Source organism: Pseudonocardia sp. Ae150A_Ps1 (genome assembly GCF_001932315.1).
In the GTDB taxonomy this organism is placed as follows: domain Bacteria; phylum Actinomycetota; class Actinomycetes; order Mycobacteriales; family Pseudonocardiaceae; genus Pseudonocardia.
Genome location: NZ_MCIJ01000001.1, coordinates 3,786,717 through 3,813,194 on the forward strand (window position 1 = coordinate 3,786,717; position 26,478 = coordinate 3,813,194).

The 26,478-nt window shown below is 73.7% G+C and carries 25 protein-coding genes; 17 read left to right on the forward strand and 8 right to left on the reverse strand.

Annotated elements, in window-relative coordinates; translation table 11 throughout:
• The first annotated feature begins 113 nt into the window (after nt 1-113).
• Complete coding sequence (locus Ae150APs1_RS17695) at nt 114-1,298, forward strand: pyridoxal phosphate-dependent aminotransferase (protein WP_212567224.1); 1,185 nt, start codon at nt 114-116, stop codon at nt 1,296-1,298.
• 7 nt (nt 1,299-1,305) lie between these two features.
• Here the strand turns inward: Ae150APs1_RS17695 and Ae150APs1_RS17700 are convergent, their stop codons facing one another.
• The 3 genes from Ae150APs1_RS17700 to Ae150APs1_RS17710 form a co-directional block, all read right to left on the reverse strand.
• Entirely contained in the window at nt 1,306-3,456 is a 2,151-nt protein-coding gene (locus tag Ae150APs1_RS17700) for a YhgE/Pip domain-containing protein (RefSeq protein ID WP_075299069.1), read from the reverse strand.
• The gene (locus tag Ae150APs1_RS17705; protein ID WP_075302242.1) at nt 3,453-4,202 is read right to left on the reverse strand and encodes a hypothetical protein; all 750 of its coding nucleotides are present in this window, start codon (nt 4,200-4,202) and stop codon (nt 3,453-3,455) included. The genes Ae150APs1_RS17700 and Ae150APs1_RS17705 overlap by 4 nt, the downstream gene beginning before the upstream one ends.
• Before the next feature lie 291 nt (nt 4,203-4,493).
• Nucleotides 4,494-5,642, reverse strand: coding sequence for a threonine aldolase family protein (locus Ae150APs1_RS17710; protein WP_075299071.1), 1,149 nt, complete (start codon nt 5,640-5,642; stop codon nt 4,494-4,496).
• A 160-nt stretch (nt 5,643-5,802) separates the two neighbouring features.
• Here Ae150APs1_RS17710 and Ae150APs1_RS17715 point away from each other — a divergent pair, with 160 nt between their 5' ends.
• From Ae150APs1_RS17715 to Ae150APs1_RS17725, 3 genes are read left to right on the forward strand one after another with little or no spacing between them, the layout of a single operon-like run.
• Nucleotides 5,803-6,381 carry a TetR family transcriptional regulator gene (locus Ae150APs1_RS17715; protein WP_010240185.1) on the forward strand — a complete coding sequence of 193 codons (579 nt, stop codon included), beginning with the start codon at nt 5,803-5,805 and terminating at the stop codon, nt 6,379-6,381.
• A gap of 52 nt (nt 6,382-6,433) precedes the next feature.
• A complete protein-coding gene (gene purB / locus Ae150APs1_RS17720) occupies nt 6,434-7,852 on the forward strand; it encodes an adenylosuccinate lyase (protein ID WP_075299073.1) in 1,419 nt (472 codons plus the stop codon).
• Complete coding sequence (locus Ae150APs1_RS17725) at nt 7,849-8,706, forward strand: phosphoribosylaminoimidazolesuccinocarboxamide synthase (RefSeq protein WP_075299075.1); 858 nt, start codon at nt 7,849-7,851, stop codon at nt 8,704-8,706. Before purB ends, Ae150APs1_RS17725 begins: the two co-directional genes overlap by 4 nt.
• A 15-nt stretch (nt 8,707-8,721) precedes the next feature.
• Here the strand turns inward: Ae150APs1_RS17725 and Ae150APs1_RS17730 are convergent, their stop codons facing one another.
• On the reverse strand, nt 8,722-9,177 hold the full coding sequence (locus tag Ae150APs1_RS17730; RefSeq protein ID WP_075299077.1) for a VOC family protein: 456 nt from the start codon (nt 9,175-9,177) through the stop codon (nt 8,722-8,724).
• A 95-nt stretch (nt 9,178-9,272) separates the two neighbouring features.
• Here Ae150APs1_RS17730 and Ae150APs1_RS17735 point away from each other — a divergent pair, with 95 nt between their 5' ends.
• Nucleotides 9,273-10,247, forward strand: a complete 975-nt coding sequence (locus Ae150APs1_RS17735; RefSeq protein ID WP_075299079.1) for a WYL domain-containing protein — start codon at nt 9,273-9,275, stop codon at nt 10,245-10,247.
• Between the two features lie 34 nt (nt 10,248-10,281).
• On the opposite strand, the gene Ae150APs1_RS17740 is transcribed toward Ae150APs1_RS17735, so the two are convergent.
• Complete coding sequence (locus tag Ae150APs1_RS17740; RefSeq protein ID WP_075299081.1) at nt 10,282-11,241, reverse strand: sugar-binding domain-containing protein; 960 nt, start codon at nt 11,239-11,241, stop codon at nt 10,282-10,284.
• A gap of 157 nt (nt 11,242-11,398) precedes the next feature.
• Here Ae150APs1_RS17740 and Ae150APs1_RS17745 point away from each other — a divergent pair, with 157 nt between their 5' ends.
• The 6 genes from Ae150APs1_RS17745 to Ae150APs1_RS17770 all read left to right on the forward strand — a co-directional run bounded on the left by Ae150APs1_RS17745 (nt 11,399) and on the right by Ae150APs1_RS17770 (nt 17,680).
• Entirely contained in the window at nt 11,399-12,496 is a 1,098-nt protein-coding gene (locus Ae150APs1_RS17745; protein WP_283160249.1) for an alcohol dehydrogenase catalytic domain-containing protein, read from the forward strand.
• Nucleotides 12,497-12,506: 10 nt separating this feature from the next.
• Nucleotides 12,507-13,823 carry an RbtT/DalT/CsbX family MFS transporter gene (locus tag Ae150APs1_RS17750; protein ID WP_075299083.1) on the forward strand — a complete coding sequence of 439 codons (1,317 nt, stop codon included), beginning with the start codon at nt 12,507-12,509 and terminating at the stop codon, nt 13,821-13,823.
• Nucleotides 13,824-13,880: 57 nt separating this feature from the next.
• Nucleotides 13,881-15,611 carry a dihydroxyacetone kinase family protein gene (locus Ae150APs1_RS17755; RefSeq protein ID WP_075299085.1) on the forward strand — a complete coding sequence of 577 codons (1,731 nt, stop codon included), beginning with the start codon at nt 13,881-13,883 and terminating at the stop codon, nt 15,609-15,611.
• Complete coding sequence (locus tag Ae150APs1_RS17760) at nt 15,608-16,114, forward strand: ribose-5-phosphate isomerase (protein ID WP_010240207.1); 507 nt, start codon at nt 15,608-15,610, stop codon at nt 16,112-16,114. The genes Ae150APs1_RS17755 and Ae150APs1_RS17760 overlap by 4 nt, the downstream gene beginning before the upstream one ends.
• Nucleotides 16,114-16,833 (forward strand): GolD/DthD family dehydrogenase, encoded by a 720-nt coding sequence (locus Ae150APs1_RS17765; RefSeq protein ID WP_075299087.1) that lies wholly within the window; start codon nt 16,114-16,116, stop codon nt 16,831-16,833. The genes Ae150APs1_RS17760 and Ae150APs1_RS17765 overlap by 1 nt, the downstream gene beginning before the upstream one ends.
• Before the next feature lie 88 nt (nt 16,834-16,921).
• On the forward strand, nt 16,922-17,680 hold the full coding sequence (locus Ae150APs1_RS17770) for a DUF2334 domain-containing protein (RefSeq protein WP_083680199.1): 759 nt from the start codon (nt 16,922-16,924) through the stop codon (nt 17,678-17,680).
• Between the two features lie 121 nt (nt 17,681-17,801).
• Here Ae150APs1_RS17770 and Ae150APs1_RS17775 read toward each other — a convergent pair whose 3' ends face one another.
• The 3 genes from Ae150APs1_RS17775 to Ae150APs1_RS17785 all read right to left on the reverse strand — a co-directional run bounded on the left by Ae150APs1_RS17775 (nt 17,802) and on the right by Ae150APs1_RS17785 (nt 19,882).
• Entirely contained in the window at nt 17,802-18,149 is a 348-nt protein-coding gene (locus Ae150APs1_RS17775; protein ID WP_075299089.1) for a VOC family protein, read from the reverse strand.
• Nucleotides 18,149-18,790: an MBL fold metallo-hydrolase gene (locus Ae150APs1_RS17780; protein ID WP_010240218.1), complete on the reverse strand. Its 642-nt coding sequence runs from the start codon at nt 18,788-18,790 to the stop codon at nt 18,149-18,151. Before Ae150APs1_RS17780 ends, Ae150APs1_RS17775 begins: the two co-directional genes overlap by 1 nt.
• A gap of 81 nt (nt 18,791-18,871) precedes the next feature.
• The gene (locus Ae150APs1_RS17785) at nt 18,872-19,882 is read right to left on the reverse strand and encodes an NAD-dependent epimerase/dehydratase family protein (protein ID WP_075299091.1); all 1,011 of its coding nucleotides are present in this window, start codon (nt 19,880-19,882) and stop codon (nt 18,872-18,874) included.
• A gap of 62 nt (nt 19,883-19,944) precedes the next feature.
• On the opposite strand from Ae150APs1_RS17785, the gene purS reads away from it, so the two are divergent.
• The 6 genes from purS (at nt 19,945) to purM (ending at nt 26,428) form a co-directional block, all read left to right on the forward strand.
• Complete coding sequence (purS, locus tag Ae150APs1_RS17790) at nt 19,945-20,178, forward strand: phosphoribosylformylglycinamidine synthase subunit PurS (RefSeq protein WP_029239885.1); 234 nt, start codon at nt 19,945-19,947, stop codon at nt 20,176-20,178.
• Complete coding sequence (gene purQ, locus Ae150APs1_RS17795) at nt 20,175-20,846, forward strand: phosphoribosylformylglycinamidine synthase subunit PurQ (RefSeq protein WP_075299093.1); 672 nt, start codon at nt 20,175-20,177, stop codon at nt 20,844-20,846. Before purS ends, purQ begins: the two co-directional genes overlap by 4 nt.
• 132 nt (nt 20,847-20,978) lie before the next feature.
• Complete coding sequence (gene purL / locus Ae150APs1_RS17800; RefSeq protein WP_170918184.1) at nt 20,979-23,231, forward strand: phosphoribosylformylglycinamidine synthase subunit PurL; 2,253 nt, start codon at nt 20,979-20,981, stop codon at nt 23,229-23,231.
• A gap of 7 nt (nt 23,232-23,238) precedes the next feature.
• Entirely contained in the window at nt 23,239-23,571 is a 333-nt protein-coding gene (locus tag Ae150APs1_RS17805) for a sterol carrier family protein (protein WP_075299097.1), read from the forward strand.
• A 134-nt stretch (nt 23,572-23,705) separates the two neighbouring features.
• The gene (gene purF / locus Ae150APs1_RS17810; RefSeq protein WP_010240227.1) at nt 23,706-25,280 is read left to right on the forward strand and encodes an amidophosphoribosyltransferase; all 1,575 of its coding nucleotides are present in this window, start codon (nt 23,706-23,708) and stop codon (nt 25,278-25,280) included.
• A gap of 50 nt (nt 25,281-25,330) precedes the next feature.
• On the forward strand, nt 25,331-26,428 hold the full coding sequence (gene purM, locus Ae150APs1_RS17815; RefSeq protein WP_075299099.1) for a phosphoribosylformylglycinamidine cyclo-ligase: 1,098 nt from the start codon (nt 25,331-25,333) through the stop codon (nt 26,426-26,428).
• The last annotated feature ends 50 nt before the right edge of the window (nt 26,429-26,478 follow it).

The following is a 26,478-nucleotide window of genomic DNA, read 5'->3' on the forward strand; positions in this document are numbered from 1 at the left end:
GGAACCCTCGACTCGGCGGCGAGGTGTCGGGCCCGGCGCGCGCCGGATCCCCGCGCGTCCGGCCCTGGGCTCCCGGCTGGGCGCGCGGACCCGCGCCACCTACGCTCGGTCCCGTGACCGGACCGACCGCCGCCCAGCTGACCGTCGTGGCCCGCGCCGCCGTCGCCCCGTTCCACGTCATGGACGTCTGGGCGGCCGCCGCGGAGCGGGCCCGCACCCACGGCGACCTGATCAACCTCTCCGCCGGGCAGCCGTCCACCCCGGCCCCCGAGCCGGTGCGGACCGCCGCGGTCGAGGCACTGAACTCCGAGGTCCTCGGCTACACCGTCGCCCCCGGCATCGCCGAGCTGCGCGAGGCCGTCGCCGGGCACTACCACCGCACCCGCGGACTCGACGTCGACCCGGGTGACGTCGTGCTGACGACCGGCTCCTCCGGCGGGTTCCTGCTGGCCTTCCTGGCCGCCTTCGACGCCGGGGACCGCGTCGCGATGGCCCGGCCCGGTTACCCCTGCTACCGCAACATCCTGTCCGCGCTCGGCTGCGAGGTCGTCGAGCTGCCGTGCGGGCCGGAGACCCGGTTCCAGCCGACCGTGCAGATGCTGGAGGAGCTCGACGAGCCGGTGAAGGGGCTGGTCCTCGCGAGCCCGGCGAACCCCACCGGCACGATCCTCGAGCCCGGCGAGCTCGCCGCCCTCGCGCGGTACTGCGAGGAGCGCGGGATCCAGCTGATCAGCGACGAGATCTACCACGGCATCACGTTCCCCGGGAGCCCGGCGACGACGTCGGCGTGGGAGACCTCGCGCGAGGCGGTGCTGGTGAACTCGTTCTCGAAGTACTTCTCGATGACGGGCTGGCGGCTCGGCTGGCTGGTGTGTCCGCCGCGGCTGCGCCGCACCGTCGAGGGGCTCGCCGGGAACTTCACGGTCTGCCCGCCTGCGCTGCCGCAGCACGCGGCGCTGGCCGCGTTCGACGCGGCGAGCTACGCCGAGGCCGACGCCCACGTCGTCCGCTACGGCCACAACCGCGACCTGCTCCTCGCCGGGCTGCCCGCGATCGGGATCGACCGGCTCGCCCCCGCCGACGGCGGGTTCTACGTCTACGCCGACGTCGCGCACCTGCTGCGGCCCGGCGAGGACTCGATGGCGCTCACCTACCGGCTGCTCGACGAGACCGGGATCGCCGTCGCGCCCGGGCAGGACTTCGATCCCGTCGACGGCGGGAACTACGTGCGGTTCTCCTGCGCGGGCACGTCCGAGGGCATCACCGGGGCCCTGGAACGGCTGCGCGCCTGGGTCTGAGCGCGGGTCACAGCACGAGCTCCGGTTTCACGGCCGCCGGCGTCCAGACCCGCTGCCGGCGTGCCGCCAGCGCCGCGACGGCGACGGCGAGCAGCAGCCAGCCGAGCAGCACCGGCACCGCGGTCCCGACCACCCCGGCCAGCTCGCCGCCGTACATGAGGTGCCGCAGCGCGTCGACGGCGTAGCCCATCGGCATCACGTGGTGCACCGGGTACAGCGGGGCCGGGATGGTCTGCCAGGGGAACGTGCCGCCGGCCGAGACCAGTTGCAGCACCATCAGAACCAGGCCGATGAACTGCCCGACGCTGCCCAGCCAGGCGTTGAGGGCGTGCACGATCGCCGTGAACGTCAGCGAGACCAGGCACAGGAAGCCGAACGTGGCGAGCGGGTGCACCGGTGCGATGCCGAGTCCGAAGACGACGATCACGTACATCCCCGCCACCTGCAGCATCCCGAGCAGCCCGGCCGGGAGCCAGCCGCCCAGCGCCACCCGCAGCGGGCTCTGACCGGCCGCGATCGCCCGCCGGGACAGCGGCTGCAGCAGCAGGAACAGCACGTAGCCGCCGATCCAGGTGGCCAGGGCCATGAAGAACGGGGCGAGCCCGGCGCCGTAGGTGTCGGCCTGGGAGTGGGCGACGTCGCGGGTGGCGACCGGGTCGCCGATGTTCTGCGCGGTGGCGTCGCGGACGTCCGGCGCGGGGTTCGGGATCTGCCCGAGCCCGGAGTTCAGGCCGTCGCGCAGCTGCCCGGCGCCGCCGGCCAGCTCGGCGGTGCCCGTGTCGAGCCGGTGGGCGCCGTCGGAGAGCCTGTCGCTGCCGTCGACGGCGGTGCGCTCGCCGTCGACGAGGGTGTCCGCCCCGGTCCGCAGCTCGGTCGCCCCGGCCGAGAGCCTGCCGGCGCCGTCGGAGAGTTCCCGGACGCCGCCGGACAGCTCGGACGCGCCGTCCCGCAGCTCGGCGGCGCCGTCGGCGGCGCTCGCGATCCCGGAGCTCAGCTGCGGTGCGGAGGCGGCGAGCCGTTCGGCGCCGTCGGCGACCCGGCCCGCTCCCGACCCGAGCCGGTCGAGCTGCCCGGAGACCTCCTGGACGCGCTCGTTGCCCTGTTCGAGCGGTTGCTTCGCGTCGGCGAGCACGGCCAGGGCCTGCCGGACCTGCTCGTCGGTGAAGCCGCGCTCGCGCAGGCCGGCCGCGATGGTGCCGTCGGCGGCGTCGAGCTGGGCGGCCAGCCGTCCGCTCTCCTGCGCGACCCGGTCACCGGCCGCGGCGACCTGCGCGTTGCCGTCCGCGACCTGGCGGGCGCCGTCCGCGAGCTCCCGGGACTGCCGGGGCAGCTGCGCGGTCGCGTCCCGCAACGTGCCGAGCCCGGTCGCCAGCTCACCGGCGCCGGAGCCGAGCCGGTCGGCACCGGCGGCCGCGGTCCCGGCGCCGGTGGCGAGGGTCCCGGCCCCGGACGAGAGCTCGCCGGCACCGCCCGCGAGCTGCTGCGCCCCGCCGAGCAGCCGGCGCTGGCCCGACGCCAGGTCGTCGGACCCGCTCGCGAGCTGCGCGGCGCCGTCGTGGGCCCGGGTCGCGCCGTCGGCGAGCCGCCCGGCCCCGTCGGCGGCCTCCTGGGTCTTCGTGTAGATCGTCGAGAAGCCGGTGAGGAAGGTGTCCGCGGCCTCGGTGCCGACCTGCTGGGCCACCGAGTCCCGGACCCGGGTCGTGAGCGTGTCGGCGATGGTGCGGGCCAGGTAGTTGTTGGCGTCGTTGGTGGTCAGCACCAGCATGGCCTGGCGGGGCGTGAAGTCCGAGGAGGACCGCAGCGCCGCGGTGAAGTCGGCCGGAACCGTCAGGGCGAAGGTGTAGTCGTTGTCGCGGACGCCGCGGTCGGCGTCGGCGGCGGAGACCCGGTGGAAGTCGAACGAACCGGACTCCTCCAGGTTCCTCGCGACCTCCTCGCCGACGTTCTGCGGGTTGCCGTCGGCGTCGGTGCCGCCGGTGTCCTCGACGACGAGCGCGGCGGGGACCTTGTCGAGCCGGGAGTAGGGGTCGCCGTTGGCGTAGAGGTAGAACCCCGCGTACAGCATCGGGATCAGCAGCAGCGCGAGGACGGCGAGCACGGGGAGCCGGCCCGCGGTGATCCGCCGGAGCTCGCTGACGGCCATCCGGATCGCGCTCATCGGCTCTGCTCCGTGGCGTCGAGGAGGGTGGCCGGGGCGGCAGGTCGCGTGTGCCGCCCCGGCGGTTCGTGGTGTGGCCCGGCCTGCCCGCCGCCCAGTCGCACGGCGGGCACGCCCAGCAGAGCGGCGGACGCATCGGTGCAGGTCACGATGACCGCGAGTCCCGCACGTGCGTGCTCGGCCGCGACCTGCCACCAGGTGACGGGAGTGCCGCCGTGCCGGTCGGGCGCGGTCAGGACGAGCGCCGCGGTGCCGGGCCGGGACGCGGCGAGCTCGGTGGTCAGCGCGATCCGCACCGGGGCCGGGACGTCCTCGAACCGGGTCCGGGCCCACTGCTCCGCACCGCGGGCGGCAAGCCACGCGACCACCGACCGGGGCCGGGTCCCGCGACCGGCCATCGCCAGCTCCTCGCCGACGACGGTGCGCAGCGGCAGCACCGGCTCGGGCTCGCTCACCCCCGGGGTGTCGACGACGGCGACCGCGCGCCGCAGCCGGGCGGGATCGTCGTCGCCGCCGAGGGTGATCCGTCCGCGGGTCGGCCGCATCCGGCCGGCCAGGCACAGGGCCAGCGCGGTGTGCCCGGACCCGGGGGTGCCGGCGACGAGCAGGACCCCGCCGGGCGTCGCACGGAGGGAGGTCCCGCCGAGCAGCGGGCCGTGCGCGCCGTCGACGGCGACGTCGTCGGCGACCAGGAACTCGGGCTCGGGTGCGGGGGAGTCGGGGACGGGGGCGGTGGGGCTGGTCATGACGGTCCTGCGGTCGGTGGCACCGCGGCCGGCCGGGCCCACCGCTGGGTCCGTGCAGGTCACCGGCGCCGGTCAACGGGTCGGGAGCCACCGACGGGAGGGTGGAGATCGGAGCCCGGAGGCGCGTCCCGAGGGCGGCGGAAGCCTAGACGGACACCCGCTCCGGCGTCCGGCCGTCGACCAGTGTGGACCCGATCGTGCAGGCCGACTTGACCTCACGCGACACCGACTTGCCCGCGCGCGACACTGTGACGGCGCCGACGGGCGGGCTCGCGACCGGTGGCCGCGGGATCACCCGAGGGCGGTGCGCGGCGCCTGCTCCGGGACCTCGCGGGGCCGGGTGAACGCGGCGGACCGGCCGCCGTCCGGGGAGCCCGTGCTGGCCGGGCCGACCTCGCCGATCCGGTCGAGCGCGGCCGTCACGTGGGCCTCGGTGACGTCGCGGTGGGTCATCAGCCGGAGCTTCCCGGCGATCGCCCCGGCCCGGACGCCGGCCTCACCGAACGCGGCGATCGTGCCGCGCAGGTCGGCCACGTCGACGAGGACGATGTTGGTCTGCGGCTCCCGGACCCGCCAGCCGCGCTCGCGCAGCCCGGCGGCCAGCGTGGTCGCCAGCGCGTGGTCCTCGGCGAGCCGGTCGACGCCCTCCAGCGCGACCAGCCCGGCGGCCGCGACGACACCGCCCTGCCGGACGCCGCCGCCCAGCATCTTGCGCAGCCTGCGGGCCTGCTCGACGAACTCGGCCGACCCGGCGACGACCGAGCCCATCGGTGCACCGAGGCCCTTGCTGAGGCAGACCGACACGGTGTCGGCGCCGACGGTGAGCGCGCCCGGCGGCACCCCGAGTGCGACGGCGGCGTTCCACAGCCGGGCACCGTCGAGGTGTACGGCGAGGCGGGCGGCGCGCGCCGCGGCGGCGACGGCGGCGTGTTCCTCCGGCGCGGTGACGGTGCCGCCCGCGGAGTTGTGGGTGTTCTCCAGGCAGAGCAGCGACGTCCGGAGGCCGGCGTAGTGGTCGTCCCCGGTGGCCGCCCGCCGGACGGCCGTCCCGGTGACCTTGCCGGGGCCACCGTCGTGCGGGAGCGGCCGGGGCATCCCGCCGGCCAGCCAGGCCGCCGTCCCGAGCTCGAAGTCGAGGACGTGGGCTCCCTGCGGGGCGAGGAACGACTCCCCACGCCCGAGCCGGCTCATCAGCGCGATCAGGTTCGCCATCGACCCGGTCGGGGTCCACAGCGCGTCCGCGGCGCCGAGCAGGCCCGCGACCCGCTCCTCCAGCTCGCGCATCGTGGGGTCGCGGTCGAGGACGTCGTCGGCGACCTCGGCGTCGGCCATCGCCTGGCGCATCTCGGGCGTCGGCGCGGTGACGGTGTCCGAGCGGAGGTCGATCGGCTCGGCCGGGTCGACCCCGGAGGCGGATCCGCGCAGGGTGTTGCGCGACACTCGGCGACTGCGAGGTGACGGACGCACGTCCTCCAGTGTCGGCCATGAGCATCAGGAGCAACACGGCAGGGTCACGAAAAGGTCACGACGTGCGGTGTGACCTGCATGTGAATCGGGGAACTCACTCGAAAGTACGAGGGTCACCGTGCACGATGTGCGAGTGGCAGCCCCGGGTAAACAGACCGAGAAGGGTGAGCGGCGCCGAGCGCAGCTCGTCTCCGCGGCATCGGAGCTTCTCGCCGAGGGCGGGTTCGACGCGATCCGGCATCGCGCGGTCGCCGAGCGGGCCGGGGTTCCGCTGGCCGCGACGACGTACTACTTCTCGTCGCTGGAGGATCTCGTCGGCGCCGCGCTGGACCGGCTCGGCCGCGAGGAGCTGGCCGATGCCCGCGGCTGCCTCGACTCCCGCGACGATCCCAACGAGATCGTCCTCGACCTGCTGCTGGGACCCCGGTCGCGGACCGAGGGGCTCGACGCGGTGCTCCGCCGGTTCGAGCGGCTGATCGGCTCCGGCCGTCGGCCGTTCCTGGCGGGCCTGCTGCGGGAGCAGCGCGTCGAGTTCGACGCGTTGCTGGAGGAGGCGCTCACCCGTGTCGCCGGCCGTCGCCCGCGCCCGGGGGAGGTGCGACGGGTGACGGCCCTGGTCGACGGGATCGTGGTCACCGCGCTGATCGAGGCCGAGCCCGACCCGCGCGGGATCGCCCGGGAGGCGCTGCGGGAGGCGATCGCGGCGGTGTGAGTCCGCTCCCTGCCCGTCGCACGCGCCCGACCAGCGATTACCATCGCGCCACGTGATTCCCAACGTGCTGGCCGCGCGGTACGCGAGCCCCGAGCTGGTCCGCCTCTGGTCCCCGGAGTACAAGATCCAGCTGGAGCGACGGCTCTGGATCGCGGTCCTGCGCGCCCAGCGTGAGCTCGGTATCGACGTGCCGGAGCAGGTGGTCGCGGACTACGAGGCCGTCGTCGACCAGGTCGACCTCGCGAGCATCGCCGACCGCGAGCGGGTCACCCGGCACGACGTGAAGGCCCGGATCGAGGAGTTCAACGCCCTCGCCGGTCACGAGCACGTGCACAAGGGCATGACCAGCCGGGACCTCACCGAGAACGTCGAGCAGCTGCAGATCCGGCTCTCGCTGGAGCTCGTCGCCGACCGCACGGTCGCGCTGCTCTCCCGGCTCGGCCGCCGCGCCGGCGAGTACGCCGAGCTGGTCATGGCCGGCCGCAGCCACAACGTCGCCGCGCAGACCACCACCCTGGGCAAGCGGTTCGCGACGGCCGCCGACGAGCTGCTCGTCGCGCAGGCCCGGCTGGAGGACCTCCGCTCGCGCTACCCGCTGCGCGGCATCAAGGGCCCGATGGGCACCTCCCAGGACATGCTCGACCTGTTCGACGGCGACGAGGCGAAGCTCGACGACCTGGAGGAGCGGGTCGCGGCGCACCTCGGGTTCGCGCAGGGTTTCACCAGCGTCGGCCAGGTCTACCCGCGCTCGCTCGACCACGACGTCGTCAGTGCGCTGGTGCAGCTGGCGGCGGCGCCGTCGTCGCTGGCCACGACGATCCGGCTGATGGCGGGCGCCGAGCTCGCCACCGAGGGTTTCGCTCCCGGTCAGGTCGGGTCGAGCGCCATGCCGCACAAGATGAACGCGCGTTCCGCGGAACGCATCAACGGCCTGATGACGATCCTGCGGGGCCTGTCGGTGATGACCGCCGACCTCGCCGGTTCGCAGTGGAACGAGGGCGACGTCTCCTGCTCGGTGGTGCGCCGGGTCGCGCTGCCGGACGCGTTCTTCGCCCTCGACGGCCTCTACGAGACCGCGCTGACCGTGCTCGACGAGTTCGGCGCCTACCCCGCGGTCATCGCCCGCGAGCTCGACCGCTACCTCCCCTTCCTCGCGACGACGGCGGTGCTGATGGCCGCCGTCCGCGCCGGGGTCGGCCGGGAGACCGCGCACGAGGTGATCAAGGAGCACGCCGTGGCCGTCGCGCTCGCCATGCGCGAGCAGGGCCAGGCCGACAACGACCTGCTGGAGCGGCTCGCCGGTGACGAGCGCCTCGGGCTCCCCGCGGGCACCCTCGACGGCCTGCTCGACGACCCGCTGCGGTTCACCGGTGCCGCGTCCGCGCAGGTCGCGGCGATCAACGAGCAGATCGCCGAGCTCACCGCCAAGCACCCCGAGGCCGCCGCGTACACCCCTGGAGGGATCCTGTGAAGCTGATCCACTCGGGCAAGGTCCGGGAGCTCTACCTCGACGAGTCGGTCGACCCCGCCGAGCTCCTGCTCGTCGCCTCGGACCGGCTGTCGATCTACGACGTGGTCCTGCCGACGCCGGTCCCCGACAAGGGCGCCATCCTCACCGCGCTGTCGCTGTACTGGTTCGAGCGCACGTCGGACCTCGTGCCGAACCACGTCCTGGGCACCCACGACATCCCGGACGAGTTCGCCGGTCGCGCCGTCCGCTGCCGCCCGCTGGAGATGCTGCCGGTCGAGTGCATCGCCCGCGGCTACCTCACCGGGCTCGGGCTCAAGGAGTACCAGCGCACCGGCGCCGTGTCCGGCGTGACGCTGCCCGAGGGCCTGGTCGAGGGCTCGAAGCTGCCCGAGCCGATCTTCACCCCGACCACGAAGGCGCCGGTCGGCGAGCACGACGAGTTCATGACCTTCGACGACGTCGTGGCCCTGCTCGGCGCCGACACCGCGACCCGGCTCCGGGACCTGACCCTGGAGGTCTACCGGCGCGGCGCGGAGTCGGCCGCCGACGGCGGGATCCTCGTCGCCGACACCAAGCTGGAGTTCGGCCGGGACGACGACGGCGGGATCGTCCTCGGCGACGAGGTGCTGACCCCGGACTCGTCCCGGTTCTGGCCCGCCGACCGGTACGAGCCCGGACGCGTGCAGTTCTCCTTCGACAAGCAGTACGTGCGCGACTGGTCGTCGGACCTCGACTGGGACCGCACGGCCCCCGGTCCCGAGGTCCCCGACGAGGTCGTGAAGGTCGTTCACGACCGCTACGCCGAGGTGTACCGGAGGATCACCGGCACACCCTGGAGCTCGCCGGTCGGCTGAGCGCCGGTCGGCGGGTCAGCCGGCGGCGACCCCGAGCGACCAGGTGACGCCGAACCCGTCGGTGAGCATGCCGAAGCCGGGGCTCCACGCCGACGCCGCGAGCGGCTCGACGATCGACGCGCCGACCGACAGTCGGTCCCAGTAGGCCTGCACCTCGTCGAGGGTGTGTCCCTGCACCGAGACGAAGAACGGCGACGTGGTGATCGTGGTGCCGTTCTCCCGCCGGGTCGTCCCGGCCGCGTCGGCCGAGCCGCCGGTCCGGCCCGGGACGTCGTAGGCCATCACGTGGAAGCCCTCGGCGGTGCGCACCTGACCGAAGACGACGCCGTCCGCGCCGGGCCGGTCCTGAGGCATGCCGAAGTCGGCGTAGGTGTGGACGGTCAGCTCACCGCCGAACACCGACCGGTAGAACGCCAGCGCCGCCCGGGCGTCGCCGTGGAAGTTCAGGTGTGGGGTGGTCGTGAGGCTCATGTCGTGGCTCCTTGGATCGGATCTTCCCTGGCAGGAACCACTGTCGCAGGAGTGTAGGACAGATCTGGTCCTATACTGCGCATAGTCTCGACGGTATGACGACGCCCACCGCCCGGCTGCTCGACCTGCTCTCGCTCCTGCAGGCCCGTCGCGACTGGCCCGGCACCCTGCTGGCAGAACGGCTGGGCATCAGCCACCGCACGGTGCGTCGCGACGTCGAACGGCTGCGCGACATGGGCTATCGCATCCAGGCCACCATGGGGCCGGACGGCGGCTACCGGCTGGACGCGGGCACCGAGCTGCCCCCACTGCTCTTCGACGACGACCAGGTGGTCGCGCTGACCGTCGCCCTGCAGGCCGCCACCCTCACCGGGGCCGGCATCGAGGAGGCGGCGCTGCGCGCCCTGACCACCGTCCGTCAGGTCATGCCCGCCCGGCTGCGCCATCGCCTCGACGCCCTGCGGTTCGCGACGGTCCCCCGCCCGGGTGCCGCGCCGCCGACCACGGTCCCGCCCGACGTGCTGATCACCCTCTCCGGGGCCGTGCGCGCCCTCGAGGTCCTGCGCTTCGACTACCCGGGCCGGCACGCGGACGCCGGGGAGCGGCCCCCGCGGCGGGTCGAGCCGCACGACCTCGTGACCTCCGGCGGCCGCTGGTACCTCGTGGCCTGGGACCTCGAGCGCGCGGACTGGCGGGTCTTCCGCGCCGACCGCATCATCCCGCGGATCCCGGCCGGGCCCCGCTTCGCCCCGCGCCCGATCCCGGGCGGCGACGCCAGGGCGTTCGTCTCGTCACGGTTCATCGGCTCCGCGTCGGGCGACGCCTGGCCGTGCACCGGCACCGTCGTCCTGGACCTGCCGCTGTCGGCGGTGCTGCCGTTCGCGGGCGACGGCACCGCCGAGGACGCGGGTCCGGGCCGCTGCCGCTACACGGCCGGGTCGTGGTCCTGGATCGCCCTGGCCGCCTCCCTCAACCGCTTCGACACCGCCGTCGAGGTCGTCGGACCCCCGGAACTGCGGGAGGCGTTCGCCGAACTCGCGGCCCGCAACGCCGTCACCGCCGGGGGCTGACGCGGGCGCGCAGGGGTGGGACGGGTGGGCTCCGTCATCCCGCTGCTGTGTCGCCTGCGGTCTCCAGCAGTGCCCGGGCGGTCGGCTGGTCGGTGACCAGGCGGTTGAACAGCCCGGCCCGGGCCGCCCCGACGATGCTCGGCACCTTCTCCGCCCCGACGGCGACGGCGATCGTCCGCGGGACCTTCCGCAGCTCGTCCGGCGAGATCCGCACCATCCGCTCGCTGCCCGGGAAGTCGATCGGGTCGCCGTCCGCACGGTAGAAGTTCAGGCAGACGTCGCCGACCCCGGCGCGGAGGCCCTCGTCGTCCAGCGGGACCGAGGTGGAGATCGAGTCGCGGCCCGCCGGTGGGGCACCGATGCCGACGAGTGCGGCGTCGGCTCGGGTCCAGAACCCGGTGACCCGCTGGAACTCCGGGTCCTCGACGAGGGTGCGGCGCATCGCCGGTGACGGCATCGCCTGGGTGAACAGGAAGTTCGGGCGGCCCTGCATCCGCTCGGCGACGGCTCGGGTGATCTCGTTGGTCTGGTGCCAGGCCTCCGGCTCGGACACCCCGCCCACGGTCGGGACGATCTCGCAGCCCGGCACCGACGGCAGCGACTCGTGGCTGAGCTCCCACAGTGTCCTGCCCGACGAGACGAGCAGGAGGTCCCCGGCACCCAGGCCGGCCTCGCGCAGCGCCTCGCCGACCGGCTCGGCGAGCGACGGTCCGAGATCGGTGGCGGCGAACGGGGCCAGCCACACCTTCTCGATCCCGAGTGCCCCGGCGAGCCGCAGCGCCTCGTCGCCCCCGGTCCCCAGGGTGTCCGGGTCGTGCACGGTGATCCGCACGATCCCGACCTTGCGTGCCTCGGCGAGCAGCCGGGACACGGTCGGCCGGGACACCGTCAGACGTTCCGCGATCGCGGCCTGGTTCAGGTCGTCGAGGTAGTACAGCCGTGCTGCCCGGTGCATCAGCCCCAGGTCACGGCGGGTGAAGCCGCGCGGCGCCATCGCCGTCTCCTTCCGTCTGAGGACGGATCCTCTCGCACCACCGTACTGCACGTTTGTTCACGTTGGAACCGATGTGTTGACGAATGTTCACAACAGAACGCATGCTCAGGACAAGCGTTCATGCCCAGGTACGCATGGCACCAATGGAGGTTCCGCCGTGGCTGTCGAGACAGCGATCCCCACCCGGATGCAGGCCGTGGTCGTACACGGCCCGGAGGACTACCGGCTGGAGGAGGTGGACGTCCCCAAGCCGGGCGCCGGCGAGCTGCTCATGCAGGTCGAGGCCGTCGGGGTGTGCGCCAGCGACCTGAAGTGCTACCACGGCGCCGCGAAGTTCTGGGGCGACGACAACCGTCCCGCGTGGGCGCAGACCGGTGTCACGCCGGGCCACGAGTTCGTCGGCCGGATCGTCGACGGCGACGCCGAGGGTTTCGCGCTGCACGGCGTCGAGCTCGGCGACCGCGTCGCCTGCGAGCAGATCGTCCCGTGCGAGGAGTGCCGCTACTGCCGGCGCGGCCAGTACTGGATGTGCGGCCCGCACGACATGTTCGGCTTCCGCAACTTCAACGGGGCGATGGCCCAGTACATGGCGGTCCCGACCCGGGCCCGCGTGCACAAGGTCTCCCCGGACCTCGCCCCGGCGCACGCCGCGTTCGCCGAGCCGCTGTCCTGCGCGCTGCACGCGGTCGAGCGGGCCACGATCTCGTTCGACGACGTCGTGGTCGTCGCCGGCTGCGGCCCGATCGGTCTCGGCCTGATCGCCGGCGCCCGCGCCAAGAACCCCCGCCTGCTGATCGCCCTCGACCTCGACGACGACAAGCTCGAGCTGGGCCGCCGCACCGGCGCCGACCTGACGATCAACATCGCCCGCGAGGACGCCGTCGCCCGGGTCAAGGACCTGACCGAGGGCTACGGCGCCGACGTCTACCTGGAAGGGTCCGGCGCCGTCCCGGCCGTCGCGCAGGGCCTCAACCTGCTGCGCAAGCTGGGCACCTACGTCGAGTACTCGGTCTTCGGCTCCGAGGTCACCGTCGACTGGTCGATCATCTCCGACGACAAGGAGCTCGACGTCCGCGGTGCCCACCTCGGCCCGCACTGCTGGCCCGCCGCGATCAAGATGCTGGAGGACGGCAAGCTCCCGATCTCCGACATCTGCACCCACCAGGTGCCCCTCGCGGACTTCCAGAAGGCCCTCGACCTCGTCGGCGACACCTCCGGTGCGTCGGTGAAGGTCTCGATCCTGCCGAACGGCTGAGGGAGCACCGATGAGCAGCGCCGCCATCAACGACCCGCGGAACGAGACCTTCCTCGACCGCATCGGCATCCCGCACTCGCTGCGCTGGGGGTTCCTGGGCGTGCTGGTCTTCATGACCGGCAACGGGACCGAGTCCAACTTCATCGCCCCGCACATCCATACCGTGCTGGGCACCCCCGAGACGACCGCGGCCGCCATCGTGTCCGCCTACGGCCTCACGGTCCTGATCGCCAGCTACCTGTCCGGCGCACTCGCGGACCTCTGGGGACCGCGCCGGGTGATGGCGCTCGGCGTCGTCGTCTGGGTCGTCTTCGAGGTGCTCTTCCTGCTGAGTCTGCAGCTCGGCAACCTGCCGCTGGTCGCGTTGACCTACTTCTTCCGCGGCTTCGGCTACCCGCTGTTCGCCTTTGCGTTCCTGGTGTGGATCAACGTGGTCACGCCGTACGAGCGCAACGGTGTCGCCGTCGGCTGGTTCTACGTGATGTTCACCGGTGGCCTGCCCACCCTGGGCTCGCTCTTCGCGCTCGGCATGATCCCCGCGTTCGGCGGTTCGACCGGTGGTGAGACCGCCGCGATGGTCGGGTCGACCGTGCTGGTCGTGGCCGGCTTCCTGATCGCCCGGTTCGGGGTGAAGGAGGAGCACGTCGACAAGCGGCTCGCTCCGGCCGACGAGACGACCGCACAGGTCATGACCGCGGGCATCCGTCTCTCGTACCGCCAGCCGAAGATCTTCATGGGCTTCCTGGTCCGGCTGATCAACACCGCCCCGCAGTACGGGATGTTCATCATCCTGCCGACGGTGATCGCGACCGACCTCGGCTGGGGCCAGAGCCGCTGGCTGACGATGACCGTGTTCGTCTACGCGACGAACATCCTGGTCAACGCGCTCTTCGGCTGGATCGGCGACAAGTGGGGCTGGCGCCGCACCGTCCAGTGGTTCGGTGTCTTCGGCTCCGCGGTCGGGCTGCTCCTGTGGTGGTACGTGCCGCACGCCGTGCCGGCGGGTTCCACCTGGGGATTCTGGGTCTCCGTCGCCGCGGGCTACGTGTTCGGCTGCCTGCTGGCCGGGTTCGTCCCGATGGGCGCGATCATGCCCGCGCTGGCACCCGACCACAAGGGAGCCGCGATGGCCATGTACACCACCGCGGCCGGCGGTGCCGCGTTCCTCGGGTCCGCCGTCGTCTACGTGATGCTCTGGTTCGGCACGGGCAACGTCGGAGTCGTCTGGGGCTTCGTGGCCCTCTACGTCGCCGCGTTCGTGATGGTGTCGTTCCTCAACGTCCCGGAGGAGGCGAAGCACCTCCGCGCACCCGCCGCCGCCCACTAGCCATCAGGCACGGGCGGCCGCGCCGCGGCCCGCCCGGACCCGTCCCGAGGAGGGGACATGACCAGGATCTTCGACGACCCGGCCGAGTTCGCCGACGACCAGCTCGCCGGCTTCCTCGACCTCTACGCCGACCGTGTCCGAGGGGTGCACGGCGGGGTGGTCTCGCACCGCGGTGAGCAGCCGCAGGTCGCCGTCGTGATCGGCGGCGGGTCCGGGCACTACCCGGCGTTCTGCGGGACGGTCGGACCCGGCCTGGCCACCGGCGCGGTGGTCGGCAACATCTTCACGTCGCCGTCGGCGGCCCAGGCCTACTCGGTCGGGAAGGCCGCGAACCAGGGCCGGGGCGTGATCTTCAGCTTCGGCAACTACGCCGGCGACAACATCAACTTCGGGATCGCGGCCGAGCGCCTGCGGGCCGAGGGCATCGACACCCGGATCGTCGTCGTCACCGACGACGTCGCGTCCTCCGACACCGAGGACGAGCGGCGCGGCATCGCCGGCGACTTCACCGTCTTCAAGGCGATGGGCGCCGCCGCCGCGCAGGGTCTCGGCATCGACGAGGTCGAGCGGCTCGGCAACGCCGCGAACGCCGCGACCCGCACCCTCGGCGTCGCGTTCTCGGGCTGCACCATGCCCGGCGAGGACGAGCCGCTGTTCTCCGTCCCGGAGGGGCACCTGGGCCTCGGCCTGGGCATCCACGGCGAGCCCGGCATCCGCGACGTGCCGATGCTGCCGGCCCGCGAGCTCGCCGAGCTGCTGGTCGACGAGGTCCTCAAGAACGCCCCCGCGGGTGCCCCGCATCGGGTCGGCACGATCCTCAACGGCCTCGGCACCACCAAGTACGAGGAGCTGTTCCTGCTCTGGCACCACGTCGCGCCGCGGCTGCGCGACGCCGGGCTCGAGATCGTCGACCCGGAGGTCGGCGAGCTCGTGACCAGCCTCGACATGGGCGGCTGCTCGCTGACGCTCATGTGGCTCGACGACGAGCTCGACCCGCTCTGGCGGGCCGACAGCTACACCCCGGCCTACCGCAAGGCCGGCGCCCCGCTGGCCGCGCTGCGCGCGCCCACCGCCGACGAGCTCGCCGAGGCCGAGGCCGAGGCCGTCGTCACCGCGCCGGAGGCCGGTGAGGCCGGACGACGGCTGGGCGGCACCGTCCGCGCCGGTCTCGCCGCCGTCGAGGCGACGATCCGGGAGAACGAGCACGAGCTCGGCCGGATCGACGCCGTCGCCGGCGACGGCGACCACGGGCGCGGCATGGTCAAGGGCATCACCGCCGCCACGGCCCGGATCGCCGAGTCGGGCGACGAGGTCGGTGGCGGCTGGCTGCTGCAGCAGGCCGGGCAGGCCTGGGCCGAGCGCGCCGGCGGTACGTCCGGGGTGTTGTGGGGTGCCGCGCTGGAGTCCCTCGGCCGGCACCTCGGCGACACCGCCGACAGCTACCCCGCGGCCACCGTCGCCGCCGGGGCGCGCGAGTTCGCGTCGACGATCCAGCAGCTCGGCGGCGCCGAGCCCGGTGACAAGACGCTGCTCGACGCCCTGCTGCCCTTCGTCGACGAGCTCGAACGCCGGGTCGGTGACGGCGAGGGCCTCGCCGCCGCCTGGACCTCCGCCGCCGCGCTAGCCACCACGAAGGCGCAGGAGACGGCCGGGCTGCGGCCGAGGATCGGCCGGGCCCGCCCGCTGGCCGAGAAGAGCGTGGGAACGCCCGACGCGGGGGCGACGTCGATGGCGCTGGTCGTCACCGCGGTCGGGAACGTCCTGACATCCGAGGAGGAGCAGAAGTGAGCGAGAAGCTGCGCATCGTGGTCGGCGCCGACGACGCCGGTTTCGACTACAAGGAGACCCTCAAGGCCGACCTGCAGGCCGACGACCGGGTCGCCGAGGTGATCGACGTCGGCGTCGCGCAGGACGGCCACACCGCGTACCCGCACATCGGCGTCGCCGCGGCCCGCAAGGTCGCCGACGGCGAGGCGGACCGGGCGCTGCTGGTCTGCGGCACCGGCCTCGGGGTCGCGATCTCGGCGAACAAGGTCCCGGGCATCCGGGCGGTCACCGCGCACGACACCTTCTCGGTGGAGCGTTCGGTGAAGTCCAACGACGCCCAGGTGCTGTGCTTCGGCCAGCGCGTCGTCGGGATCGAGCTGGCCCGCAAGCTGGCGGCCGAGTGGCTGGAGCACCGCTTCGACCCGCAGTCGGCGTCGGCCGAGAAGGTCGCCGCGCTGAACGACTACGACCGCCGTGACGGCGATCGGCTCGCCGAGGCGGGCGCGGTCGGGACGGACTGCTGATGTTCGACCTCACCGGCCGCGTCGCGCTCGTCACCGGGGCGGCGTCCGGCATCGGTGCCGACGTCGCCCGGGCGCTGGCCGCCCAGGGCGCCGTCGTCGCCGGGGCCGATCTCGGCGGGATCACCGGCGACGCGTGCGCCTCGACCCACCGGGTCGACGTCGCCGACCCGGCCGCCGTCGACGCCTGCGTGGCCGAGGTCGTCGACCGGCACGGCACGGTCGACGTGCTGGTCAACTCGGCCGGCATCGCGCTGCTGGAACCGGCGCTGGAGCTGGGGATCGACGCCTGGCGGAAGACGCTCGACGTCAACCTCACCGGTTCCTGGCTGATGGCGCAGGCCGCCGGGCGGGTCATGGTCGGGCGCGGGTACGGCCGCATCGTCAACCTGGCCTCGCAGGCTGCGAGCAGCGGCCTGGAGAAGCACGCGGCGTACTGCGCGTCGAAGGCCGGGATCAACGGGCTCACCCGCACCCTCGCCGTCGAGTGGGGGCCGCACGGGGTGACGGTCAACGCCGTCTCGCCGACCGTCGTCCTCACCGACCTGGGCCGGAAGGCCTGGGACAACCCGGCGGGGGAGGCGCACAAGGCGGAGATATCGGCCCGGCGGTTCGCCGAGCCGTCCGAGATCGCGGCCGCCGTCGTCTACCTGGCCTCCGCCGAGGCCGCGATGGTGAACGGGGCCGAGCTCAAGGTCGACGGCGGCTTCACCGCCCGCTGATCCGGCGGCGCGAAGCGCTGCGCTGCTCGTCGTCCCGGCGACCGCCGCTCCTCACGTGCGGTTCACATCGGTCCGGTCCCATGGGGTCATGAGCACGCTGCTGGTGTCGCTGTCCGGCCTGACCGACGGCGACGACGCCGACCGGGCCCGCGCCGCCGCCTTCGCCGCCGAGCTGGACCGCCTCGGGGTGCCGCTGACCCATCTGGTGCAGCCGAAGGGTCCCGACGGTGCGCTGCGCCGCGGCGACGACCTGGTGCGCTGGATCGCCGGCCGGGTCCGCGCCGGCGACGACCTGCTGCTCCACGGCTACGACCACACCGCCGACCCGGTCGGCGCCTGGCAGAACGGCGCCGTACCGCGGATCGGCCGGCGCACCGAGTTCGGCGCGCTGCCGCGGCACGAGGCCGCGCTGCGGATCACCGGCGCCCGCCGGATCCTCGCCGCGACCGGCCTGTCGACCGACGGGTTCGCCCCGCCGCGCTGGGCCGCGTCCACCGGCACCCTCGAGGCGCTCGCGGATCTCGGGTTCGCCCTGTGCACGGACGAGACATCGCTGCGGGTGCCCGGGGGCGAGATCCTGCGGGCCAAGGTGCTCACCTTCCGCAGCTCCGAACCGTGGCTCCGGGAGCGCACGGCCGGTGACCGGCGCCGCGGCCGGGCGCTGGAGCAGCAGGCGGTCCGCACCGCGCGGCGCGGCGGAATCGTGCGGATCGCGTTGCGTGCCAAGGACCTGCGCAAGGAGAACCGGGCCGCGACGGCCCTGGCGGCGATCGACGCGGCCCGGGCGGCCGGCGCGACGCCGTCGGTGCACCGCGGCCTCTGCACGGCGGCGCTCCCCGCCGCCTGACACCCGACCACCTGGCGACAGGGCCCGGTTGTCCACAGTGTGTGTTCCCCTGTGGACAACCGGTGCCGCCTGTGGACAGCCCGTCGCCTCAGGCCGAGCGGGGTGTGCCGAGCACGCAGAACTAGTTGCCCTCGGGATCCGCGAGGACCGTCCAGGGCCCGTCGCCCGGCTTCGCCCCCGCGTTGTGCTGCCCGACGTTCACCCGGGTCGCGCCCAGCATCTGCAGGCGCGCGACCTCCGAGTCGCGCACGCCGTCCGGGCGCAGGTCGACGTGCATCCGGTTCTTCGTCCGCTTCCCCTCCGGCACCGACACGAAGGTCATGCCGGGGGCGCCGCCGACGGCCGGCCGGATCTCGAACTCCTGCGGGGAGTGGTTCACCACCACCCAGTCCAGGGCCTCCGCCCACCAGCGCCCGAGGCGTACCGGGTCACGGGCGTCCACCACGACCCGCTCCCAGGTCATCGCCATCAGACGCCGACCGTCTGCTCGCGGTCCGGGACCAGGAGGGTCGTCCCCTCCGGCCCGAGGTTCTCGAAGAACCCGTGGTGCAGCGCCGGGTTCGCCAGCGTCTGCTCGTGGATCGGGACGGCCGTCCGCGGCGCCACCGACCGCAGGTAGTCGACGGCCTCCGAGATCTTCAGCCAGGGCGCGCCGGTCGGCAGCAGCAGGGTCTGCAGGTCGTCGATCCCGGGCGGGACGTAGGCGTCACCGGGGTGCAGCAGGGTGTCGCCGTCGGCGGTGACGAGGTAGCCGTTGTTCGCGATCACCGGGATGTCCGGGTGGAGCACCGCGTGGTCGCCGGACCCGACGACGGAGATCTCCGCCCCACCGACGGTGAGCCGGTCACCCGGGGCGACGGTGCGGGCGTCGACGCCGTCCAGCTGACCGGCGGTCTGGCCGTCGGTGACCAGGGCGGCGTCCGGGTTCGCCCGCAGCAGGGCCTGCAACGTCTCGGGCACGACGTGGTCGAAGTGCTGGTGGGTCACGAGGATCGCGTCGAGGCCGTCGAGGGACTCGAAGCCGGAGGAGAACGCGCCCGGGTCGAAGAGCAGCCGGGCGGTTCCGGTGTCGACCAGGACGCAGGCGTGGCCGTAGTGCGTCAGGTGCATGCGTCCAGCATCCCCGGTCCGGCGGGGTTCGTCCGGGCGGGTGAGCCCCGCGCGTCGCTCACGCCGGTCCGGCGGCACGTCTCAGCCGGTCGTGTGCGCCCGCAGCACCCTCTCCTCCTCGTCCGCGGTCAGGCCGGCGAGCCGCGCCCGGTCCGGGCCCAGCTCGTGCTCCCGCTCCAGCGCGGCGACGGCCGTCCCGGAGACCGGTCGCACCGTCAGCCCCGCGTCGAGGGTGTCGGTGACGTCGCGGTCGGCCAGGCCCCAGTGCGTCTCCGGCAGCCACAGCGGCAGCGAGCGGGGGCCGGCCCAGATCGCGACGTCCTCGGACTGCAGGGTCTCGACCGGCACCGGGACCAGGTCGAGGTCCGCCGCCCCGACGGCGCCGGCGACCTCCTCCAGCACCCGGGCGAGGGTCGAGCGCGGTCCGGTGCCGTCGTACGTCCCGGCGGTCCCGTCCGCGGCGCAGCGGACGATCCACGCGGCGAGATCACGGACGTCGACGATCTGCATCGGGTGTCCCGGCGCGTCCGGCACCACCACCCGCCCGCCGCGGGCGAACCGGTTCGCCCAGTACCCGAACCGGTCCAGGACGTCGCCGGGCCCGCACATCAGCCCGCCGCGCACGATCAGGGCCCGGTCACCCAGCCGGCTGCGCACCGCGTGCTCGCTGCCGACCTTGGCCGAGCCGTAGACGTCCGGGTCGGACAGCTGCACCGCGGGATCGGGTCCGGTGTGCAGGGGCGGCAGCGTGGCCTGGCCGACGGTCCCGCCGCGCAGCGACTGGTCGGCGTAGGCGTTGAGCGACGAGACGAACGTCCAGTGCCCCGCCCGGTCACCGACGGCGTCGAGCGCCTCCCGGACCCACGGTGCGGACATCGTCGCGACGTCGACGACCGCGTCGAACGAGGTGCCGGCCAGCGCCGCGGTCAGCGCCCCGGGCGTCGAGCGGTCGGCCCGCAGCACCGTCGCACCGGGCGGCGGCGCACCGGAGACGCCACGCGACACACAGGTCACGTCGTGCCCGGCGGAGAGCGCCGCCCCCGCGACCGCGCGGGAGAGGAAGACCGATCCGCCGAGCACCAGGATGCGCATGCCGCCCGATGGTGAGGGCAGGCACGTCGAGCCGTCACCCCTGTTCGCCGTAGGGTGAGCGCGTGGCCAGAGTGGTGGTGGACGTGATGCCCAAGCCCGAGATCCTCGACGTGCAGGGTCAGGCCGTGACCCGGGCGCTCGGCCGGATCGGGGTGTCCGGCGTGAGCGGCGTGCGGCAGGGGAAGCACTTCGAGCTCGAGGTCGACGACGCGATCGACGACGAGACCCTGCACCGTCTCGCCGGCTCGCTGCTGGCGAACCCGGTGATCGAGGACTGGACGGTGACCCGGCTGTGAGCAGGGTCGGTGTCATCACCTTCCCGGGGACCCTCGACGACGTCGACGCCGCCCGTGCCGTCCGCCGCGCCGGCGCCGAGGCCGTCCCGCTGTGGCACGGCGACCACGACCTGCAGGGTGTGGACGCCGTCGTCGTGCCGGGCGGGTTCTCCTACGGCGACTACCTCCGGGCCGGTGCGATCGCGTCGCTGGCGCCGATCATGCGCGAGGTCGTCGACGCCGCCGGGCGGGGCCTGCCGGTGCTCGGCATCTGCAACGGCTTCCAGATCCTGTGCGAGGCGCACCTGCTCCCCGGGGCACTGGTCGCGAACGCCGGCATGCACTTCCTGTGCCGCGACCTCGTGCTGACCGTGGAGAATGACCGGACGGCCTGGACCAGCGACTACACCGCGGGTGACGCGCTGACGATCCCGCTGAAGTCGCAGGAGGGCCGCTACGTCGCCGACGCCGCGACCCTCGACGAGCTGGAGGGCGAGGGCCGGGTGGTGTTCCGCTACCGCGACGGCGCCCCGAACGGTTCGTCCCGCGACATCGCCGGCATCACCAACGCGGCCGGGAACGTCGTCGGCCTGATGCCGCACCCGGAGCACGCGACGAGTGACCTGACCGGCCCGTCGTCCGACGGTCTGGGTCTGTTCACCTCCGTGCTCGCGCAGGTCACCGCCTGACGGAGGGCCGCATGCGGCCTGCGGCCCGGTGAGTCCCGTCCCAGGCCCCGCGGATCACGGCGCCGGGGCGTCTACCCTGGCGCCGTGACGCAGCCCGAGGTGACCGTCGACTCCGTCAAGCACGCCGAGGCGATGCCGGACCAGCCGCAGCCCCACCGGGAGCTGGGCCTCAAGGACGACGAGTACGCCCGCATCCGGGACATCCTCGGTCGCCGGCCCACCGACGCCGAGCTGGCCATGTACTCGGTCATGTGGAGCGAGCACTGCTCGTACAAGTCGTCGAAGGTGCACCTGCGCTACTTCGGCGAGACCACGACCGACGAGATGAAGAAGGCCATGCTCGCCGGGATCGGCGAGAACGCCGGTGTCGTGTCGATCGGCGACGGCTGGGCCGTCACCTTCAAGGTCGAGTCGCACAACCACCCGTCCTACGTGGAGCCCTACCAGGGCGCGGCGACCGGTGTCGGCGGCATCGTCCGCGACATCATGGCGATGGGCGCGCGTCCGATCGCCGTCGGCGACCCGCTGCGCTTCGGCCCGCTCGACGCCGACGACACCGGCCGGGTGCTGCCCGGGATCGTCGCCGGCGTCGGCGGCTACGGGAACTGCCTGGGCCTGCCGAACGTCGCGGGCGAGGTCGTGTTCGATTCGTCCTACGCGGGGAACCCGCTGGTCAACGCCCTGTGTGTCGGAGCACTGAAGAGCGAGGACCTGCACCTCGCGTTCGCCTCCGGGACCGGCAACAAGATCATCCTGTTCGGTGCGACGACCGGGCTCGACGGCATCGGCGGTGTGTCGGTGCTGGCGTCGGAGACCTTCGACGAGTCGACCGGAGGGGCCGGGCGCAAGAAGCTCCCGAGCGTCCAGGTCGGCGACCCCTTCACCGAGAAGGTCCTCATCGAGTGCTGCCTGGAGCTGTTCGCGGCCGGGCTGGTCGTCGGCATCCAGGACCTCGGCGGCGCCGGGCTGTCCTGTGCCACCTCCGAGCTCGCCTCCGCCGGCGACGGTGGCATGCAGGTCGACCTCGACCAGGTCCCGCTGCGCGCCACCGGCATGACCGCCGCCGAGATCCTCTCCTCGGAGTCGCAGGAGCGGATGTGCGCGGTCGTGACCCCGGAGAACGTCGACGCGTTCCTCGCCGTCTGCCGCAAGTGGGACACCATCGCGACCGTGATCGGCGAGGTCACCGACGGCGACCGCCTCGTGATCACCTCCGGTGGGGAGACCGTCGTCGACGTCCCGCCGCGCACCGTCGCCCACGAGGGCCCGGTCTACGAGCGCCCGGTCGCCCGCGACGACGCGAAGCAGGACGCGCTGGTCGCCGACGGCCCGGAGAAGCTGCCCCGCCCGGAGACCCCGTCCGAGCTGCGGGCCGAGGTGCTGCGGATGGCCGCCGCGCCGAACCTCGCCTCCCGGTCCTGGGTGACCGACCAGTACGACCGCTACGTCCGCGGCAACACCGTCGCCGCGCACGGCGCCGACGCCGGGGTCGTGCAGGTCGACGAGTCCACCGGCCGCGGCGTCTCGGTCGCGACCGACTGCAACGCCCGGTTCGTCGCGCTCGACCCCTACACCGGGGCGCAGCTCGCGCTGGCCGAGGCGTACCGCAACGTCGCCACCTCCGGCGCGGTGCCGCTGGCCGTCACCGACTGCCTGAACTTCGGCTCGCCCGAGGACCCGCACGTGATGTGGCAGTTCCAGCAGGCCGTGCGCGGTCTCGCGGACGGCTGCGCGGTGCTCGGCACCCCGGTGACCGGCGGCAACGTCAGCTTCTACAACCAGACCGGGTCGACGGCGATCCTGCCGACCCCGGTCGTCGGCGTCCTCGGCGTGATCGACGACGTCACCACCGCGATCCCGGCCGGGTTCGCGGGGGGTGACGGCGACGCCGTGATCCTGCTCGGGAGCACCGCCGCCGAGTTCGGCGGCTCGGAGTGGGCGCACGAGGTGCACGGCCACCTCGGCGGGAAGCCCCCGGCCGTCGACCTGGAGCACGAGCGGCGCCTGGCCGGGCTGCTCGCGTCGGCCGCCGCGGACGGCGCCGTCACCGGCAGCCACGACCTGTCCGACGGTGGGCTCGCGCAGGCCCTGGTCGAGGCGGCACTGGCGACCGGCAGGGGCGCCCGGATCGACCTGACCGCCGTGCACGACGACACCTTCACCGCGCTGTTCTCCGAGTCCGCCGGGCGGGTGCTCGTGACCGTCGCCGACGCCGATGCGTTCCTCGCCCGCGCCGCCGGGGCCGGCGTGCCCGCGGCCCGGATCGGTGACACCGGCGGCTCCGCGCTGCGGTTCGGCGACGGGGCAGGTGACCTCGAGCTGGACGAGCTCCGCACCGCCTGGGAGGGGACGCTCCCGGCGCGGTTCGGCGCGGTCTCGGTCTGAGGCCCCGATGGGCGACGTCCTCGACGGCTGGCTGGACGGCGGCCCCGAACCCGAGCGCGCCGTCCGCAAGGCGGCGGTGAAGGCATCCCTGGAGGAGCTGGCGCACCGCGCACCCGGCCACAGTGTCGAGATGCGGGTGCCGCCGTTCGGTGCGGTGCAGTGCATCGAGGGACCCCGGCACACCCGGGGCACCCCGCCGAACGTCGTCGAGACCGATCCGCGCACCTGGATCGCGCTCGCCGTCGGGCGGCTGAGCTGGGACGATGCCGTCGCGTCCGGGGCGGTCAGCGCCTCGGGATCGCGAGCCGGCGAGATCGCGGACCTGCTGCCGCTCCGGTGACCCGGGGCCCGATCCCGTGGTCGGGCGGGTGCACAGCGCAACCGACGTGACGCCCGTCCCCGGACCTGGGTGAACGCCGTGTTGCGCGCGTACGATCAACGCTTGGTCCGGTACGCCAGCCGAGGAGCGCCGCGTTGAGTTCCGCCCGGAACGAGCACGTCAGCCCTGCCCCCACCACACCGTCCGCCGCCGAACCCGAGCCCGACGAGACCGGTCCCCGCGAGGAGTGCGGGGTGTTCGGCGTCTGGGCGCCGGGTGAGGACGTCGCGAAGATGTCCTACTACGGCCTCTACGCGCTGCAGCACCGCGGCCAGGAGGCCGCGGGCATCGCCGTGTCCGACGGCCAGCGGATGGTCGTGTTCAAGGATCTCGGCCTGGTCAGCCAGGTGTTCGACGAGCAGACCCTGTCCTCGCTCCGCGGGCACCTCGCCGTGGGGCACTGCCGCTACTCGACCACCGGCGCGACGACCTGGGAGAACGCCCAGCCGACGTTCCGGACGACCGCGACCGGCTCCGGCCTGGCGCTCGGGCACAACGGCAACCTGGTCAACACCGCCGAGCTGCGCGACGACGTCGCCCGGCTGGAGAACCGCAACCGGTCCGGGTTGCGCGCGACCACCGACTCCGACCTCGTGACCGAGCTCCTCGCGGCCGGCGCCGCCGATCTCGGTGTCTACGAGGCGGCGATGCGGCTGTTCCCGCGGCTGCGCGGCGCGTTCTCGATGGCCTTCGCCGACGAGAACACGCTGTACGCGGCCCGGGACACGCACGGTGTGCGCCCGCTCGTGCTGGGGCGCCTCGAGCGCGGCTGGGTCGTCGCCTCGGAGACCGCGGCGCTGGACATCGTCGGTGCCTCGTTCGTCCGCGAGGTCGAGCCCGGCGAGCTCATCGCGATCGACGCCGACGGCATCCGGAGCCAGCGCTTCGCCGCGCCGGAGCCCAAGGGCTGCGTGTTCGAGTACGTCTACCTGGCCCGCCCCGACACCCACATCTCCGGCCGCTCGGTCTACGACACCCGGGTGGAGATCGGCCGCCGGTTGGCGGAGGAGCACCCGGTCGACGCGGACCTGGTCATCCCGGTCCCGGAGTCCGGCACCCCGGCCGCGATCGGCTACGCCCAGGGCTCCGGCATCCCCTACGGCCAGGGCCTGGTGAAGAACGCCTACGTCGGCCGCACCTTCATCCAGCCCAGCCAGACGATCCGCCAGCTCGGCATCCGGCTGAAGCTGAACCCGCTCCGCAGCGTCATCCGCGGGAAGCGGCTGGTCGTCGTCGACGACTCGATCGTCCGCGGCAACACCCAGCGAGCGCTCGTCCGGATGCTGCGCGAGGCGGGTGCGGTCGAGGTCCACGTGCGGATCGCCTCGCCGCCGGTGCGGTGGCCCTGCTTCTACGGCATCGACTTCGCCAGCCGCGCCGAACTGATCGCGAACGGTGCCGACACCGAGGGCGTCCGGCGCTCGATCGGGTCCGACAGCCTCGGCTACGTCTCGGTCGAGGAGATGGTCGCCGCGTCCGAGCAGCCGCGCTCCCGGCTGTGCTGCGCCTGCTTCGACGGCGACTACCCGATCGCGCTGCCGGAGGAGGCACAGCTCGGCAAGCACCTCCTGGAGGACATCCCGGCCACGACGGCCTCCGGATCGGCCTCGGGGGATCCCGGCCCGCTGGCCGTCGGATACGGTGCGGGTGAGGCGCTGACCCGGCCCTGACCGCGCAGCACCGTCCACGAGTTACCGCACCGCACCTGGAGAACCGACCCATGCCCTCGACCGAGCCCGGCGCCGCCAGCTACGCATCGGCGGGGGTGGACATCGACGCGGGGGAACGGGCCGTCGAGCAGTTCCGCCCGTTCGCGGAGAAGGCCACCCGGCCCGAGGTGATGGGCGGCATCGGCGGCTTCGCCGGGCTGTTCGCGGCGAAGTTCGGCAAGTACCAGGAGCCGGTGCTGGCGGCCTCGACCGACGGCGTCGGCACCAAGGTCGCGATCGCCCAGGCGATGGACAAGCACGACACCATCGGCCAGGACCTGGTCGCGATGGTCGTCGACGATCTCGTCGTCTGCGGTGCGGAGCCGCTGTTCCTGCAGGACTACATCGCCGTCGGGAAGCTGGTCCCCGAGCAGGTCGCCACGCTGGTGCGGGGCATCGCCGAGGGCTGCCAGCAGGCGGGCTGTGCGCTGCTGGGCGGCGAGACCGCCGAGCACCCGGGCCTCATGGAGGAGGGCGGGTACGACCTGTCCGCCACCGGCGTCGGCATCGTCGACGCCGAGAAGATGCTCCGCCCCGAGCGCGTGCGCCCCGGTGACGTGCTGGTCGCGATGGCCTCCTCGGGGCTGCACTCGAACGGGTACTCGCTGGCCCGCCACGTGCTGCTCGACATCGCGCGGCTGCCGCTGGAGGGCGAGCTCGAGGAGTTCGACCACTCGCTCGGCGAGGAGCTGCTGGTCCCGACCCGCATCTACGCCAAGGACTGCCTGGCGATCACCGCCGAGACCGGCGTGCGCACGTTCTCGCACGTCACCGGTGGCGGGCTGGCCCGGAACCTCGAGCGGGTCCTGCCCGACGGGCTCGCCGCGACCGTCGACCGCGGCTCCTGGACCCCGGCCCCGGTGTTCAAGCTGATCCAGAGCCGCGGCCGGGTGGACCGCGACGAGATGGAGAAGACGTTCAACATGGGCGTCGGCATGGTCGCGGTGCTGCCCCCCGAGGACGTCGACCGTGCCCTCGCCGTGCTCACCGCCCGGCACGTCCCGGCCTGGGTCCTCGGCGAGGTCAGCCGGACCGGCGACGTCGAGGGCGCCGGCTCCGGGGAGCTCGGTGCCCGGGTCCAGCTCCGCGGGGAGCACCCCCGCTTCTGAGCCCCCGCGCGGTCCGAGGGGCGTCACCCGGGCTCGCGCCGAGGGTCGCG

Bases quoted from the DNA above. Each gene is read 5' to 3' on its own strand.
- Ae150APs1_RS17700 (WP_075299069.1), bottom strand. From the start codon at position 3,456: ATGAGCGCGATCCGGATGGCCGTCAGCGAGCTCCGGCGGATCACCGCG.
- Ae150APs1_RS17705 (WP_075302242.1), bottom strand. From the start codon at position 4,202: ATGACCAGCCCCACCGCCCCCGTCCCCGACTCCCCCGCACCCGAGCCC.
- Ae150APs1_RS17730 (WP_075299077.1), bottom strand. From the start codon at position 9,177: ATGAGCCTCACGACCACCCCACACCTGAACTTCCACGGCGACGCCCGG.
- Ae150APs1_RS17735 (WP_075299079.1), top strand. From the start codon at position 9,273: ATGACGACGCCCACCGCCCGGCTGCTCGACCTGCTCTCGCTCCTGCAG.
- Ae150APs1_RS17740 (WP_075299081.1), bottom strand. From the start codon at position 11,241: ATGGCGCCGCGCGGCTTCACCCGCCGTGACCTGGGGCTGATGCACCGG.
- Ae150APs1_RS17750 (WP_075299083.1), top strand. From the start codon at position 12,507: ATGAGCAGCGCCGCCATCAACGACCCGCGGAACGAGACCTTCCTCGAC.
- Ae150APs1_RS17755 (WP_075299085.1), top strand. From the start codon at position 13,881: ATGACCAGGATCTTCGACGACCCGGCCGAGTTCGCCGACGACCAGCTC.
- Ae150APs1_RS17765 (WP_075299087.1), top strand. From the start codon at position 16,114: ATGTTCGACCTCACCGGCCGCGTCGCGCTCGTCACCGGGGCGGCGTCC.
- Ae150APs1_RS17770 (WP_083680199.1), top strand. From the start codon at position 16,922: ATGAGCACGCTGCTGGTGTCGCTGTCCGGCCTGACCGACGGCGACGAC.
- Ae150APs1_RS17775 (WP_075299089.1), bottom strand. From the start codon at position 18,149: ATGGCGATGACCTGGGAGCGGGTCGTGGTGGACGCCCGTGACCCGGTA.
- Ae150APs1_RS17780 (WP_010240218.1), bottom strand. From the start codon at position 18,790: ATGCACCTGACGCACTACGGCCACGCCTGCGTCCTGGTCGACACCGGA.
- Ae150APs1_RS17785 (WP_075299091.1), bottom strand. From the start codon at position 19,882: ATGCGCATCCTGGTGCTCGGCGGATCGGTCTTCCTCTCCCGCGCGGTC.
- purL (WP_170918184.1), top strand. From the start codon at position 20,979: ATGCCGGACCAGCCGCAGCCCCACCGGGAGCTGGGCCTCAAGGACGAC.
- Ae150APs1_RS17805 (WP_075299097.1), top strand. From the start codon at position 23,239: ATGGGCGACGTCCTCGACGGCTGGCTGGACGGCGGCCCCGAACCCGAG.
- purM (WP_075299099.1), top strand. From the start codon at position 25,331: ATGCCCTCGACCGAGCCCGGCGCCGCCAGCTACGCATCGGCGGGGGTG.